We start from the raw sequence: 14,748 nt of genomic DNA, 5'->3' as shown, positions 1-14,748 counted from the left end.
TACCAATACTCCCGCTCGGTTGAAGTAAGCGAGTATAGCGACGCTGGTTTTCTGTTGTCAACGAACAATTGGACCCGAGGCGCATCAGCATGACTACCCTGACCATTTTCAGTTCAAGAGAAGTGATAGGGAAAAGTTGTCGTGACGACAACGCCCGGCAGGCCCAATTATGGCGATTGAATCGGGTAGAAGACCGGGGAAAAGGGATGGATCTCGACTCGTTCGAAGATCCCGTGGATGGTATACGGGTCTTCTTTAACCAAAGCCTCCGCTTCAGCAAAGGACTCAGCGGCGATGACCATCAAGCTTCCCGCTCCATCGGTTAATGGACCGGCGAGCAGCAACCGGCGTTGCGCCTGGAGCGCTTCAAGCTTGGCGAGGTGGGCAGGACGATGGACCGTTCGCTTGGCGGCGCCGTCCGGACCATCGAAGCCCAAAATCACGAAGTGCATTATGGCCCTCTTTATGGCTCCAGTGGTTGGCGGCCCGCGAACCCGCTATCAATGTCGTGCCACCAGCGGATCTCCGATTCGCCGTGTTTCCAACATAGATAGACGATTCGTCCATTCAGTTGAAAGGGAAAATCGCATAACCCCATGTCCAAGTCTTTGACCAGCACCCCAAGCTCCTGAATGGCATGAAGATGCTCGCCAATTTGCTCCAAGGCTCGAATGTACAAGGGGCCGGCAAAACTACCGCCGCCGAGTTGTGCGTTAGCGCTCGCCTTCTTGATTTCATCTTTGACGCCAATCAGTACGCTCTTACCATGTCGAATGGCGCTGAGGTGGCGTTCGAGTTGCGGGATCAGGCGATTAGCTTCGGAGAGGGTGAAGATGCGCTCGAGATTCTGGCCTTCCTCAAGATTCCCCATGGCAGCTGGTTTATCACAAACGGTAAGAGGGTTCAATTGCACCAGGGAAGCGGCCAAGAGCGTTGCCGCCCCATCACATCAGGTGACTCTTGCCGTGGGAACCCTATTGACAATGGAAAACGCCGTGGCTATCATAACTCCAGCTTCCGAAGCGACCCGACAGTACTTCCACTCCTGTACAGCTTCCCGGGGCAGATCTCGAATCAAATCGTAGTTGACATCAAACAACGGTTCGGTTGGCGTGGTCCCGTTCGAGAGAGCATCATACAGTATCCGGGCCGTGTCTTGCGCAAGATGAGGGAGGTATAGAGCGCAACGTCCATCCTTCGGTGGCCATCCTCTTCACTGCGGTATCTTCATCACGAACTCGTCCATGTTCGACATCACATGCCGGGGCTTGCTCCGAGTATTCACCTGTTATAGCGTCTAGGCTTTTTGTCAAAGGGAGAAGACCATGCACCTTGCTGAACTCAAGCAGAAATCGATCGCGGACCTGAACGAGGTCGCCAAAGATCTCAAGATCGAAGGCGCGGCCAACCTGAGGAAACAGGAATTGATCTTCGCCATTCTTCAAGCACAGACCGAAAAGAATGGCGCGATCATGGGGGAAGGCGTTCTTGAAACCCTGCCCGACGGCTTTGGGTTTCTTCGTGCGCCGGATTCTAATTACCTACCGGGTCCCGACGACATTTATATCTCACCTTCGCAGATCCGCCGGTTCAACCTGCGTACCGGCGATATCGTCTCGGGCCAGATCCGCCCGCCCAAAGAAAGTGAGCGGTATTTCGCGCTGCTCAAGGTCGAAAAGGTGAACTATGAAGACCCTGAAGTGGCGCGGGACAAGATTCTGTTCGACAACCTGACCCCTCTGTATCCGCAAGAGCGGATTCAGCTTGAGCACGATCCCGAAGAGTACTGCACCCGCGTGATGGACCTGATCACCCCGATCGGCAAGGGGCAGCGCGGGCTGATCGTCGCCGCGCCCCGCACCGGGAAGACCATGCTGCTGCAGGCGATCGCGCGGGCGATCATCAAGAACCACCCGGAAATCGTCTTGATCGTGCTACTCATTGACGAGCGGCCGGAGGAGGTCACCGATTGGCAGCGGCAGGTGAAGGCCGCCGAAGTGATCAGTTCGACGTTTGATGAGCCGGCCCAGCGACATGCGCAGGTCGCCGAGATGGTATTGGAAAAGGCCAAGCGTCTCGTCGAGCACAAGCGTGACGTCGTCATCCTGTTGGACAGCGTGACTCGTTTGGCGCGGGCCTACAACACGATTGCGCCGCCGAGCGGGAAGGTCCTGTCCGGTGGTCTTGATTCCAATGCACTGCAGCGCCCGAAACGCTTCTTCGGTGCGGCCCGGAATATCGAGAACGGAGGCAGCTTGACGATCATGGCGACGGCGCTGATCGATACCGGCAGCCGTATGGACGACGTCATTTTCGAAGAGTTCAAAGGCACCGGTAATATGGAAGTGCATCTCGACCGCCGCCTGGCCGACAAACGGATTTTCCCGGCCATTGATATCAGCCAGTCAGGGACCCGCAAAGAGGAACTGTTGGTGGATCGTGACCGGCTTAACAAGATGTGGATCCTCCGCAAGGTTCTGAGCCCGCTGGGTACGATGGAGGCGATGGAATTCTTGATGGACAAGATTCAAGGCACGAAGAGCAATCAGGAGTTCCTGCAGTCGATGAATCGATAGGACGAACGAGTGTGATCGAGTCGAAGTGCTTGGCGACCTAGGCACCCGGCTCCGAGCAAAAGGAGAATCATGAAGCAGGGTATTCATCCGGACTACCGCGTCGCAACCGTTCATTGTGCCTGCGGGGTCACCTTCAAAACCCGTTCCACGGTGGGGAACATCAACGTCGATATTTGCTCGCACTGCCATCCGTTTTTTACGGGGACTCAGAAGATCGTCGACACGGAAGGACGCGTCGAGCGGTTCAAGAAGAAGTACGCCAAGAAGAAGTAATCAGGCGGTCGCCGATTACTTCGGCGTTCCGAGAGGCATCGGGTGGGGGACACGTTCACAATCGATCTGAAGGACGCCCCTCTGTTGGCCAAGTGGGAAGAGGTGGCGAACCGATATGAAGAGCTGAATCGTCAGCTCAGTGACGAGTCCGTGCTCAATCAGCCTGCCCTCCTGCACAAGCTCAACAAGGAGCGAACCGAGATCGAGGAGTTGGCTCAGCTCTTCACGGTCTATCACCAACTGCGGAAGCAGGAGGCCGATGCGGAGCAGATGCAGCAGGATGCGAGCGTCGGCCCAGAGCTGCAGGAGCTCGCTGCCGAGGAGGCTCGAGAGCTGCGTGCTCGCCGTCGAGAAATGGAGCGGCGCGCGCTCGAACTGCTTGAGCCCAAGGATCCCCGGGACGACAGGAATACCTTCGTGGAGATCCGGGCCGGAACGGGCGGCGATGAGGCGGCCTTGTTTGCCGGGGATCTCTTTCGAATGTATTCCAAGTATGCAGAGAAAAAGCGAATGCGTGTGGAGGTTGTCGAAGCCCACGAAACAGGGATTGGTGGCTACAAGGACGTAGTGTTGCTCGTGGAAGGCAAGGGCGCGTACGGGCTCTTTAAGCACGAGAGCGGCGTTCATCGGGTTCAGCGGGTCCCAGCCACTGAGGCGAGCGGTCGGATTCATACCTCTACGGCAACCGTCGCCGTGATGCCCGAGGTCGACGAAGTGGACGTGCAGATTGATCCCAAGGATCTTCGCATCGATACCTTCTGTTCGTCGGGCGCAGGGGGGCAGAGCGTCAACACCACGTACTCGGCCGTTCGGATCACCCACATTCCGACGGGTGTCGTCGTCACCTGCCAGGACGAACGATCTCAATTGAAGAACCGGACCAAGGCCATGCGCACGCTGCGCGCCCGAATCGTGGAAGCGGAACGCGACAAGCAGGAGGCCGAGATCGCCCAGTCTCGTCGGAGTCAGGTCGGGAGCGGCGACCGGAGCGAGAAAATCCGCACGTACAATTATCCACAGAACCGTATCACGGATCATCGAATCGGGTTGACGCTCCACAAACTGGAGCAGGTGCTGGGTGGTGACCTTGATGAGCTTGTCGAGGCACTTCGGGCAAGCCAGACGGCAGCCTCCCAGGCCGCGGAGCCCGCATGATCCGCTTCTCGCCCGGAACCGTTCCCGCCCCCAGATCGTTTCTTCAGACCTCTTCCATGACGTTGGCCACACTGCTGATCGACGCGGCTAGAGCGCTGTCATTCGCTGGGGTCCCGTGTGCGAGGCGCGAGGCCAGATGGATCATCGAATATGGGCTTGGACGGGATGCACTGTTCCTCCATCTTCACCGGCACGAAGCGGTGCCGGCCCCCGATCTAGAGCGCGTCTGGGCACTCGTCCAGCGCCGCGCCTCACGTGAACCGCTTCAATATCTGCTCGGCTCCCAGGAGTTTTGCGGCTTTGACTTCAAGGTGGGTCCTGACGTCCTGATCCCGCGTCCCGAAACGGAATTACTCGTCGAAGCGGTTCAGGAACATTGCCCACCTGGCCGCCGTTCGATCGTCGTGGAGCTGGGAACCGGGTCCGGGTGTATCGCCGTGGCTCTATCAAGCCGTCGTCCTGACATAGACGTCTACGCGACCGACATCTCGCTGGCCGCGCTGGCCATCGCCCGTCGAAATGCAGAAACCCACCGTGTTCAGCACCGCGTTCGGTTTCTTCATGGGGATCTATTCGAAGCGCTCATAGGCACGGAGATCAAAGGCCGGGTATCGGCACTGGTCTCGAACCCTCCCTATATACCCGAGTCGGACCTGGCCCTTCTCCAGGAAGAAGTACGCTTCGAGCCGCCTCTCGCATTGTGCGGGGGACCTGACGGCCTCTCGTTCTTTCGCCGGATCCTCGAGGAGGCCGCTGTCTGGCTGGACGGAGATGGCCTGCTGGCACTCGAGGTGGGGCAGGGGCAAGCGGGATCGGTTTCTGTGCTAGCGCGGGACAAGGGAAATTACTACAATATCCGAACCGCCCGCGATGTACAGGGAATCGAGCGAGTGGTGATCGCTCAAAAGAAGCCATGACGCCGACGTGGCGATGAGAAAAGGGCATCAGCCGCCAGTCCGCGGTCGTTCCTTACAAGGGGGCAGATCCTAGCGATGGATCGCATCATCATCGATGGCGGACGGTCGCTACGCGGTACGGTCAGGATCGGCGGCGCAAAGAATTCCGCCCTCCCGATTCTTGCTTCGACGTTGCTGGGCGGTGACTGTTGCCTCACCAACGTCCCTCGCGTGGTGGACGTCACGACCATGTGCAAATTGCTGGGCATGCTCGGGGCGTCGGTGGAGGTGGACGGCAGCCGCGTGGCGATCAGCGTCAGCGAAATTCGCTCGACGGAAGCTCCGTACGATCTCGTCCGCAGGATGCGCGCTTCGATCTTGGTCTTGGGGCCCCTCTTGGCCCGTTGGGGAGAGGCGACGGTCTCGTTGCCCGGCGGCTGTGCGATCGGGACCAGACCCGTCGATCTGCATCTCGCTGGCCTGGGCAAGCTCGGCGCCGAACTCCATGTGGAGCATGGGTATATCCGTGCCCGAGCCCGACGCCTGAAAGGGGCTCGGCTGTACCTCGATGTGCCGACGGTCACGGGTACGGAGAACTTGATGATGGCGGCGTGTCTCGCGGAAGGGACGACCGTCATCGAAAACGCCGCCAAAGAGCCTGAGATCGTCGACTTGGCCGTCTCGCTCATCAAACGCGGCGCTCGAATCGCTGGTGCTGGTACGGATTTGATCACCGTACATGGGGTGATCGAAATGCGCGGGACGGACCACGAGGTCATTCCGGACCGCATCGAAGCCGGAACCTTCTTAGCGGCTGCGGCCATTACTGGCGGGCAGGTGACGGTGGAAGCCTGCATCCCCGAACAGTTGGAAGCCGTGACCGTGAAGCTGCGTGAGGCCGGTGCCGAAGTCGTGGAAGGAAAAGAAACGATCCGACTGACGGCCTCCGGGCGTCCGAATGGGGTCGACGTCAAGACCTTCGCCTACCCCGGCTTTCCAACGGATATGCAGGCTCAGATGATGGCATTGATGTCGGTGTCGAAGGGGACGAGCGTGATCACCGAGACCGTCTTCGAAAGCCGGTTCATCCATGTCCCTGAGCTCAGGCGCATGGGGGCGGACATCAAGGTCGATGGACACCAAGCGGTGATCAATGGCAGGCCGAGACTGACGGGTGCGCCGGTCATGGCGTCGGATCTGCGAGCCAGCGCCGGATTGATCCTGGCAGGCCTGGCGGCGGAGGGGAAAACCGAGATTTCCCGGGTGTACCATCTAGATCGAGGCTATGAGCGAATCGAGGAAAAATTGCGGGACCTGGGGGCGGCGGTCGAGCGCATCAGAGAACCGGCGTGACCCGATGATCACCGTCGCCTTATCGAAAGGGAAACTCCTGGAACCGGCAATCCGCCTGTTTCGGCTGGCCGGGCTCACCAACGGTGGGGTGTCGCTCGACAGCCGCCGCCTGGTCTTCCCTTGCGAGCCGCTCGGCATGACGCTCTTGATCGTTCGACCCAGCGACGTCCCGACTTATGTGGAATATGGCGCCGCCGACGTCGGGGTCGTCGGTAAGGACATGCTGCTGGAGCAGGACCGTGATGTCTATGAGCCGCTGGACCTCGGGTTCGGCGGGTGCCGCATTTCGGTTGCCGCGCTCCGTGGCCAGGAGCTTCGTGATCGCTTGTCCTCCAAGGTCAGAGTGGCGACCAAGTATCCGAACATTACGGAGCGGTACTTCAATCAAAAAGGCATTCCCGTCGAGATTATCAAGTTGTACGGATCGATCGAACTTGCACCGCTGGTCGGGCTCGCCGATCGGATCGTCGATCTGGTGTCGAGCGGCGAGACGCTCAAGGCGCATGATCTCGTCGAAGTCGACGTCATCGCGCAGTCGACTGCACGACTCATCGTCAACCGTGCCAGCCTGAAGATGAAGCACGAGCGGGTGACGGATTTGATCGCCCGGCTGAAGGCGCAGCGGCCGGCGGCAGCCCAGCCGCCGGTCAAGCAACGGGGATCAGGCCAGGGGGTGCCGCTATGAAGATCATTGCGAGCACGGATCGAGGCTTCAACGCCGCCGTCAAACGGATCGCCGGACGATCCAACTTTCAGGCCGCGCCGATCGAGGCGGCGGTCAAAGCCATCTTGAAATCGGTCGAACGCGGCGGCGATCGTGCGGTGGCCCTGTACAGCAAGAAATTCGACCGCATCGCGCTGAAGCCGGATCAGTTCCGTATCAGCCCGGAACAGGTCAAAGAGGCCTACTATCAGATTCGAAAAGAGGAGGGGGATGCCCTTCGCTTTGCCGCGCGGCGGATCACCGCTTTCCATGAGCGCCAGCGGCTCAAGACGTGGATGTATCAGGACAACGGGGCGACGCTCGGCCAGATGATTCTGCCGTTGGATGCGGTGGGTCTCTATGTGCCCGGGGGGAAGGCCGTCTACCCCTCCTCGGTCCTCATGTGCGCGATCCCTGCGAAAGTGGCCGGGGTCAAGCGGATCATCATGTGCACACCGCCGACGAAGGGAGGGATCAGTCCGTACCTGTTGGTCGCCGCCGACATCGCCGGGGTCGATGAGGTCTATCGTGTCGGCGGTGTGCAAGCGATCGCCGCGATGGCCTACGGGACCGATGCGATTCCGCGGGTCGACAAGATCGTGGGCCCCGGCAATATTTATGTCGCGACTGCCAAACGTTTGATCTACGGCACTGTCGCCATCGACATGGTCGCTGGTCCGAGCGAATTGCTCGTAGTGGCGGATGGGGCAGCCGACCCCGCCCATGTCGCCGCCGATCTCCTATGCGAGGCGGAGCACGATGAGGATGCCAAGGTCTACCTCGTCACGACGTCGCGCAGAGTGGCCGAGGAGGTGGCCCGGCAGCTCGAGCAACAGATCAAGCAACTGACGCGTGAGAAGATCCTCGCAAAATCGCTCGGCCGCCACACGGTTGCCTTCGTCGTCGGCAACATGGAAGAAGCCATCGATGTCGCGAACCAGATCGCGCCCGAGCATCTCACGCTCTCCGTCGATCGTCCCTTCGACTACTTGGAGCGGATCCGTCACGCCGGCGCCTTGTTCCTCGGACGCTACACCCCTCCGGCGGTCGCCGATTATATCGCCGGGCCGAATCACGTCCTTCCGACGGGGGGTACCGCTCGGTTCTTCTCTCCGCTCTCCGTCGAGGACTATCTGAAAAAGAGCAACATCGTCGCGTATAGTAAGGAAGAGCTGGCGAAAGTGAAGGATCAGTTGCTGCGGATCGCCCATATGGAAGGGCTCGATGCGCATGCCAAATCGCTGGAGAGCCGAAAACCATGAAACCCGTACCGGCTCCTCGCCGAGCCACGATCGACCGCCAGACGACGGAGACGCACATCACCGTGGATCTTACGCTCGACGGCTCAGGGAAAGGGCACGTTCAGACGACCATTCCGTTCCTCGACCACATGCTGCAGCTCCTCGCCAAGCACGGTTTTTTCGATCTCACGGTTCACGCGAAGGGCGATACGGACATCGACGACCACCACACCGTCGAGGATATCGGCATTGTGCTAGGGGATGCGCTGAAGCAGGCGCTGGGGGCCAAGGAGGGGATCCGGCGTTTCGGCTGGGCTTCCGTGCCGCTGGATGAGACCCTTGCTCAGGTCACGGTGGATCTCAGCGGCCGGCCCTACCTCGTCTACCACGTCGATCTCCCCCAGCGGCACATCAAGTCCTTCGATCTGGGCCTTTTTGAGGATTTCTTTCAGGCCTTCGTCACCCATGGCGGCCTCAATCTGCACGTCAATGTACCGTACGGCCGCAATCCCCATCACATCATGGAAGCGGTGTTCAAAGCGTTCGCAAAGGCGCTCGATCAGGCGGCTTCGTTCGACGAGCGGGTCTCGGGCGTCCTCTCGACGAAGGGTACATTGTAGCGCCGCGGCGTCCTAGCCGGTCGCGGAGACCGCTCCTCCGTCAAAGGTCCAGCCTTGCCATGGCAGCGCGTATCGTCATCATCGACTATGGAATGGGGAACCTGAGAAGCGTGCAAAAGGCTTTCTCGATGGTCGGGCACGAGGCCACTGTGACCCGAGAGCCCCGTGCCGTCGCGGACGCGACGCACGTCGTGCTCCCCGGTGTCGGGGCCTTCGCCGATTGCATGCGCAACCTCGACCGCTATGATTTGCTCGGCGCGATCCGTCAGGGGATCACCGCCGGCAAGCCCTTTCTGGGCATTTGTCTGGGGCTGCAGGTGTTGTTCACGGAGAGCGAGGAGTTCGGGGTGCACAAAGGCCTGGATCTCATCTCCGGTCGTGTCAGGCGCTTCGTCTTCGACGGCGCCGCCCGGGACAAGTCGGAAACCGGGACCTTCAAGGTGCCTCACATGGGGTGGAACACGCTGCTCATCGAGCGTGAGGCGCCTCCGCTCAAGGGCGTGACTCCGGGCACGCACGTCTATTTCGTCCACTCTTACTACGTCGATCCATCGGACCGGGCGGTCGTGGCGACCCGTACCGACTATGGGTTCACCTTTGTGTCGAGCATCTGGCGTGACAATGTGTTCGCCTGTCAATTCCACCCTGAAAAAAGCCAGACCGCCGGGCTGCAGATTATCAAGAATTTCGCCGAGTGGCGGTGAGATGGCGGACTCCCTCTCGGCGTTTCGCCTGGCGCTCGTTCTCGCTATGGTCGGAGCGGTTGCCTGTGCCCCGACGAAAGTAACGACCGTCTCATCTCCAGGTGTTCAGGAGCATCGGGTTCGTTCCGTGGTTGTGCTGCCGTTCGAACGGTTGGTGACGCCCCAGGTACTGGATTCGCGCGACCCCGAGTTTTCCGTGCCTCGCGGCGCTAAGGCTTCTGACATCAATATCCTGGTGCCGCCTCCAATGGCGGATACGTTCGACCGGGAAACCGCGACGGTCCCGCCGTTCGTTCCCGAGAAGATCGCACGTATCTTTTCCCGGAAACTCGAAGCGCTGACGGGCCTCACCGTCATCGGGCCTGATGAGGCGCGTGCCGCGATCAAGCGGTTGGGCGGAATCCCTTCCGACACTCCCGACCGGCTTGCCGCTCAGGTTGCAAAAGCGGTGGGGGCGGATGCGGCCGTGGTCGGCCGGGCACTCATTTATAAGGAGCGCGAAGGGACTCGTTGGGGGGCGGATCCCGCGATTGTGGGGTTCGAAGTCCAACTGATCGCACCCGAGGGTCAGCGACTCTGGTCGGGTAACTATTACGAACGCCAGCGCCCGCTGGTTGAAGACCTCGTGGGGTTCTGGCAGCATGGCGGCGGATTTGTGACGGCCGAGCAGTTGGTCGAGTACGGCGCAGAACGGCTTGCCGAAGAGTTTCCGTACCGAGCGCGATGAAACCACCACGCGGCACCGGGAAGGCGTCGGAGAGCGGATGCTGATCATCCCCGCGATTGACCTGAAGGATGGTCTCTGCGTGCGGTTGCGACAGGGAGATCTGTCGCAGGAGACGGTGTATTCGACCGACCCGGCGGCGGTGGCCCGTCATTGGGAGCAACTCGGTGCGAAGTTCCTCCACCTGGTGGATCTCGACGGAGCCGTGGGAGGGCAGCCAAGGAACGTCACCCAGGTCGAAACGATCGTGAAGTCCGTCTCGATCCCAACCCAGGTAGGGGGCGGTGTTCGTTCCATCGAAACGGTGCGCCGTTACCTGTCCAGCGGCGTCCATCGGGTCGTCTTAGGCACCGCCGCCATCTCGGACCCGGCGCTCCTCTGTCAAGCGTGCGCCGAGTTCCCGGATCGCATTCTCGTCGGGCTCGATGCCCGCGATGGGACGGTGGCGATCCGGGGGTGGACGGCGCTGTCTGATCTGTCCGCGGTCGATCTCCTGGGACGCCTCGCCGCCTATCGTCTCGCCGGGGTGATCTATACCGATATCTCTACGGACGGGATGTTGACCGGCCCCAATCTCCCAGCGCTCCGTGAGATCGTCGCGCACTCGCCGGTTCCCGTCATAGCGTCGGGCGGCATCACACGGTTGGAGGACCTGCGAGCCGTCAAATCTCTCGGGCCTCGCGTCATCGGTGCGATCGTGGGTAAAGCGCTGTATGAAGGGAAGCTGGACCTCCGGCAAGCTATTCAGGCGGTGTCGTCGTGTTGACCAAGCGGATCATCCCCTGCCTCGATGTGAAAGCCGGTCGAGTCGTCAAGGGCGTGAGCTTTGTCAACCTGCGCGACGCCGGAGATCCGGTCGAAGTCGCCCGGGCCTATGACCGCGACGGCGCCGACGAGCTCTGCTTTCTGGACATCACGGCTTCGCACGAGGAGCGGGGAATTCTGCTCGATGTCGTCGCCCGGACGGCGGAGCAGGTGTTCATGCCCTTGACCGTCGGGGGTGGGGTACGCTCGCTCGATGATATTCGAGCCCTGTTGAAAGCCGGGTCCGACAAGGTCAGCATCAATACGGCGGCCGTTCAGGATCCTGAGTTCGTTCGGGCCGCCGCCGCACGGTTCGGCTCGCAGTGCATCGTCGTCGCGATCGACGCCAAACAAACGGGGCGCGCGACGTGGGAAGTCTTCACCCATGGGGGGCGACGGCCGACGGGGCTCGATGCCGTCGAATGGGCCTGCGCGATGGCGCGCGCGGGGGCAGGGGAAATTCTGCTGACGAGCATGGATCGAGACGGCACGCAGGAGGGGTATGATCTGGACTTGACGGCCGCGGTTTCGCAAGCGGTCGCGATACCGGTCATCGCTTCGGGCGGCGCCGGGCGTTTGGAGCATCTCTACGAAGGCTTCACGATTGGGAAAGCGGACGCTGTACTGGCGGCCTCCATCTTTCACTATCGGACCTATACGATTCCGCAGGCCAAGACCTATCTGCGGGAGCGCGGCGTCCCGGTCAGGCCCGTCGTGCCCCTGGAGCCAAGTGGGGCGGTGGTAGGATGAGTGCGGAGGACTTGACGTTCGACGGTCAAGGCTTGCTGCCCGCCGTCATCCAGGACTGGCAGGATGGCTCCGTGCTGATGGTGGGCTTCATGAACCGCGAGGCTTTGACCAGGACGCTCCGGACCAAGCACGTGCATTTTTGGAGCCGATCGCGGGGCAAATTATGGGAGAAAGGCGAGACCTCCGGGCATTATCTTCTCGTGAAAGACGTCTTCATCGACTGCGACCGCGATACCGTCCTCGTCAAGGCCGAGCCGCTCGGTCCAACCTGCCATACCGGCGCGCCTTCGTGTTTTTTTCACCGACTTGAAGAGAACGGGGCGATCGCGCCGGACACGACGACGCTGGCCCGCGGAGGGATTCTGGAACTGATCTACGGGACGATCCTCGATCGAAAGGTCCAGCCGAAAGCCGGTTCGTATGTGTCGTCGCTGTTCGAAGGCGGAAAGGATCGGATCCTCAAGAAGGTCGTGGAAGAGGCGGGTGAGGTCGTGCTGGGGTCCAAGAACGACAAACGGGAGGAAGTGATCCATGAAGTGGCGGATCTCTTCTTCCACACGCTCGTCGTCCTCGGGTATCACGAAATCAGTTTGCAGGAGGTTTACCGCGAACTGGCGAACCGACATGGCAAGCCGGGGCTCCGCCCGGAGAAGGGGAAGCATCCGTGAAGGAGTGCCTATTCTGCAAGATCGCCGCCAGGCAGATTCCCTCCAAGACCGTGTATGAAGACGATCGTGTGTTGGCCTTCGAGGATATCAACCCACAAGCTCCGGTGCACCTTCTGGTGATCCCGAAGCGCCATGTCGCGTCCGTCCAAGAGTGTGCTGATGACCCGGGGCTGGTGGGCCATCTCTTGCTCGCGGCGACGAAGCTCGCAGAAAAGAAAGGAATTGCCACGTCCGGCTATCGTCTCATAACCAACACCGGCCCGCACGCCGGCCAGACGGTCTTTCATCTCCATGTCCACCTCTTAGGCGGCCGGCCGATGGCATGGCCGCCCGGATGAGCCGCTTCCGTCTTTACAGACAAGCAGGTGGTTTGTTAGTGTGACCGGTCCATTCTGGCCCGCCGGCACGTTCGGTCCCGGTTCCAGTCGTCCTCGCGGTAAGGAAGCTCGATGGGCTTGAGTCTGATCCCCGAAGACCTGATCAACCAAATCCGCGAGCGCGCCGATCTCGTTGATATCGTCTCCGGCTACGTGACGTTGACACGAACAGGCCAAAATTTCAAAGGCTTGTGTCCATTTCATGCTGAGAAGACCCCGTCGTTCACGGTCAGTCCGTCGCGTCAGATCTTCCACTGTTTCGGGTGCGGGGCCGGAGGGAATGTCTTCACGTTCCTCATGAAAATCGACGGCACCACTTTCCCAGAGACGGTACGAGAACTTGGGCAGCGCCTCGGTATCACTGTGCCGGACATGACGTTACAGACAACCGGAGGGGATGGAAAACTGCGGGAGCGCCTCGAACGGATCAACCAGGCGGCCGCACGCATCTTTCAGCAACAGCTGTGGGACGGTGTCGGGCGCGATGCGCGCGCCTATCTGGCCGAGCGCGGCATCGGCGAGGAGACGGTCCGGTCCTTCGGCATCGGGCTTGCGCTCCCTGCCTGGGATGGGCTGCTTCGACTACTGCTGAAGAGCGGGCACGCGCTCAGCGATATCGCCGCGGCCGGCCTTGCCATCGCCAAGGACCAATCGGGGCGCCGATCGGACGACGCGGGCGCCTACTACGACCGGTTCCGAGCTCGCCTCATGTTCCCGATCACTGATCTGCGAAAGCGGGTGGTCGCCTTCGGCGGGCGGGTCATGGGCGACGGGGAGCCCAAGTATCTGAACTCACCCGAAACGCCCCTCTTCAGCAAGGGCCGGACGCTATACGGCCTGGATCGAGCACGGGAGGCAGCGGGGCGTGCCGGCCGCCTCGTCATCGTGGAAGGCTACTTCGACGCGATCGCGCTGCATCAGGCCGGCATCACCAACGTCGCGGCCACACTGGGGACGGCGCTCACCTCTGACCACCTGACGACGATCCGTCGGTTCGCCGGCAAGGTCGTCCTGCTGTTCGATCCGGATCCGGCCGGCGTGCGGGCGGCACTCCGCACGCTCGATCTCTTCGTCGGAACCGGACTGGGCGTTACCGTGGTGTCGTTGCCGAGAGGCGAGGATCCGGACACGTTTGTCAGAAAGCAGGGCGTCGAGGCGTTCCGGCGCTTGGAGGAGACGGCTCCCAGCCTGCTCGATTTTGCCGTGAATCAGAGCTTGGAACGGACCGTCTCTCGGTCGATGGACGACCGGATTCGAAGCGTCGATGAGATCCTCCGAATCCTGCAGAAGAGCCGGAACCGGATCGAGAAAGAGGAGTGTACCCGGCGCGTCGCGGAAGGGCTCGGCATCAGCCAACAGCGCCTGATCGAGCGGTATCCGGAGTTGCTCGACAACGAGAGCCGACCCGGGCGTCGCCCCGTGGCCCCGACCCCAGCGTCGCCGAGGAGGCAGGTGGTGGAATGGGACGTGGCGTACCTCCTGCTGCACGGACACCTGACCCGCACGCAGGTCCAAAAGCTTCATCCTGAGGGGTTCACGGATGCGGCGTGCCGGCGGATCGTCGAGATCGCCTTGCGCCACCTCGATCGAGACGGCCGTCCGTCGATCCAGTCGATCCTCGATGAAGGGCTGGCCGATCCGGAGTGCAGCGCCGCGGTCACGGAATTGTCGGCGGCCGAGCGCCATTTCGACGACGTCGGCGCCCACGCGGACGGGTGCCTCGAGGCGCTGGCTCGGCGGCACCGCGAGCACGAGTTGCGCGAGTTGATCGTCAGACTGCGAGCGGCGGAGCAGGCCGGCCGTCAGGAGGAAGCCCGCCTCCTGAACGCTCAAGTGAATGCATTGCGACTGGACAAAACGGGCGGTCTGCCTGTTCGGACCTCTTAACTGGTTGCCGAGGAGTT

The 14,748-nt window shown here is 61.2% G+C and carries 17 protein-coding genes; 15 read left to right on the top strand and 2 right to left on the bottom strand.

All coding sequences use genetic code 11. The features are described 5' to 3' along the window. Positions 1-167: 167 nt before the first annotated feature. Together ACWHYV_RS17160 and ACWHYV_RS17155 are read right to left on the bottom strand one after the other, a co-directional pair. A complete protein-coding gene (locus ACWHYV_RS17160) occupies positions 168-452 on the bottom strand; it encodes a YciI family protein (RefSeq protein WP_447977712.1) in 285 nt (94 codons plus the stop codon). A gap of 11 nt (positions 453-463) precedes the next feature. Next, the gene (locus ACWHYV_RS17155; RefSeq protein WP_447977711.1) at positions 464-928 is read right to left on the bottom strand and encodes a DUF2203 domain-containing protein; all 465 of its coding nucleotides are present in this window, start codon (positions 926-928) and stop codon (positions 464-466) included. Positions 929-1,325: 397 nt separating this feature from the next. Between ACWHYV_RS17155 and rho the strand changes: the two genes are divergently transcribed. The 15 genes from rho to dnaG all read left to right on the top strand — a co-directional run bounded on the left by rho (position 1,326) and on the right by dnaG (position 14,731). Next, positions 1,326-2,576: a transcription termination factor Rho gene (rho, locus tag ACWHYV_RS17150; protein ID WP_447977710.1), complete on the top strand. Its 1,251-nt coding sequence runs from the start codon at positions 1,326-1,328 to the stop codon at positions 2,574-2,576. Between the two features lie 69 nt (positions 2,577-2,645). Then, a complete protein-coding gene (rpmE, locus tag ACWHYV_RS17145) occupies positions 2,646-2,849 on the top strand; it encodes a 50S ribosomal protein L31 (protein ID WP_447977709.1) in 204 nt (67 codons plus the stop codon). An 81-nt stretch (positions 2,850-2,930) separates the two neighbouring features. Continuing rightward, positions 2,931-4,004: a peptide chain release factor 1 gene (gene prfA / locus ACWHYV_RS17140; protein WP_447980742.1), complete on the top strand. Its 1,074-nt coding sequence runs from the start codon at positions 2,931-2,933 to the stop codon at positions 4,002-4,004. A 56-nt stretch (positions 4,005-4,060) separates the two neighbouring features. Next, positions 4,061-4,921 (top strand): peptide chain release factor N(5)-glutamine methyltransferase, encoded by an 861-nt coding sequence (gene prmC, locus ACWHYV_RS17135; RefSeq protein ID WP_447977708.1) that lies wholly within the window; start codon positions 4,061-4,063, stop codon positions 4,919-4,921. A gap of 75 nt (positions 4,922-4,996) precedes the next feature. Beyond that, on the top strand, positions 4,997-6,253 hold the full coding sequence (gene murA, locus ACWHYV_RS17130) for a UDP-N-acetylglucosamine 1-carboxyvinyltransferase (protein WP_447977707.1): 1,257 nt from the start codon (positions 4,997-4,999) through the stop codon (positions 6,251-6,253). A gap of 4 nt (positions 6,254-6,257) precedes the next feature. Continuing rightward, positions 6,258-6,938: an ATP phosphoribosyltransferase gene (hisG, locus tag ACWHYV_RS17125; RefSeq protein ID WP_447977706.1), complete on the top strand. Its 681-nt coding sequence runs from the start codon at positions 6,258-6,260 to the stop codon at positions 6,936-6,938. Continuing rightward, positions 6,935-8,218 carry a histidinol dehydrogenase gene (hisD, locus tag ACWHYV_RS17120; protein ID WP_447977705.1) on the top strand — a complete coding sequence of 428 codons (1,284 nt, stop codon included), beginning with the start codon at positions 6,935-6,937 and terminating at the stop codon, positions 8,216-8,218. Before hisG ends, hisD begins: the two co-directional genes overlap by 4 nt. Then, on the top strand, positions 8,215-8,817 hold the full coding sequence (hisB, locus tag ACWHYV_RS17115; RefSeq protein ID WP_447977704.1) for an imidazoleglycerol-phosphate dehydratase HisB: 603 nt from the start codon (positions 8,215-8,217) through the stop codon (positions 8,815-8,817). The genes hisD and hisB overlap by 4 nt, the downstream gene beginning before the upstream one ends. A gap of 59 nt (positions 8,818-8,876) precedes the next feature. Beyond that, positions 8,877-9,521 carry an imidazole glycerol phosphate synthase subunit HisH gene (gene hisH / locus ACWHYV_RS17110; RefSeq protein ID WP_447977703.1) on the top strand — a complete coding sequence of 215 codons (645 nt, stop codon included), beginning with the start codon at positions 8,877-8,879 and terminating at the stop codon, positions 9,519-9,521. A 1-nt stretch (position 9,522) separates the two neighbouring features. Then, positions 9,523-10,248 carry a hypothetical protein gene (locus tag ACWHYV_RS17105; protein WP_447977702.1) on the top strand — a complete coding sequence of 242 codons (726 nt, stop codon included), beginning with the start codon at positions 9,523-9,525 and terminating at the stop codon, positions 10,246-10,248. A gap of 37 nt (positions 10,249-10,285) precedes the next feature. After that, positions 10,286-11,011, top strand: coding sequence for a 1-(5-phosphoribosyl)-5-[(5-phosphoribosylamino)methylideneamino]imidazole-4-carboxamide isomerase (gene hisA, locus ACWHYV_RS17100; protein ID WP_447977701.1), 726 nt, complete (start codon positions 10,286-10,288; stop codon positions 11,009-11,011). Continuing rightward, on the top strand, positions 11,005-11,799 hold the full coding sequence (gene hisF, locus ACWHYV_RS17095) for an imidazole glycerol phosphate synthase subunit HisF (protein ID WP_447977700.1): 795 nt from the start codon (positions 11,005-11,007) through the stop codon (positions 11,797-11,799). The genes hisA and hisF overlap by 7 nt, the downstream gene beginning before the upstream one ends. Continuing rightward, positions 11,796-12,467 (top strand): bifunctional phosphoribosyl-AMP cyclohydrolase/phosphoribosyl-ATP diphosphatase HisIE, encoded by a 672-nt coding sequence (hisIE, locus tag ACWHYV_RS17090; RefSeq protein ID WP_447977699.1) that lies wholly within the window; start codon positions 11,796-11,798, stop codon positions 12,465-12,467. Before hisF ends, hisIE begins: the two co-directional genes overlap by 4 nt. Further along, positions 12,464-12,805 (top strand): histidine triad nucleotide-binding protein, encoded by a 342-nt coding sequence (locus ACWHYV_RS17085; protein WP_447977698.1) that lies wholly within the window; start codon positions 12,464-12,466, stop codon positions 12,803-12,805. The genes hisIE and ACWHYV_RS17085 overlap by 4 nt, the downstream gene beginning before the upstream one ends. A gap of 111 nt (positions 12,806-12,916) precedes the next feature. Then, positions 12,917-14,731 (top strand): DNA primase, encoded by a 1,815-nt coding sequence (gene dnaG, locus ACWHYV_RS17080; RefSeq protein WP_447977697.1) that lies wholly within the window; start codon positions 12,917-12,919, stop codon positions 14,729-14,731. Positions 14,732-14,748 lie beyond the last annotated feature (17 nt).

This window comes from Candidatus Nitrospira bockiana, assembly GCF_965152565.1.
Note: the sequence above shows the minus strand (reverse complement) of the source record. Positions and strands in the feature narration are given on the sequence as shown.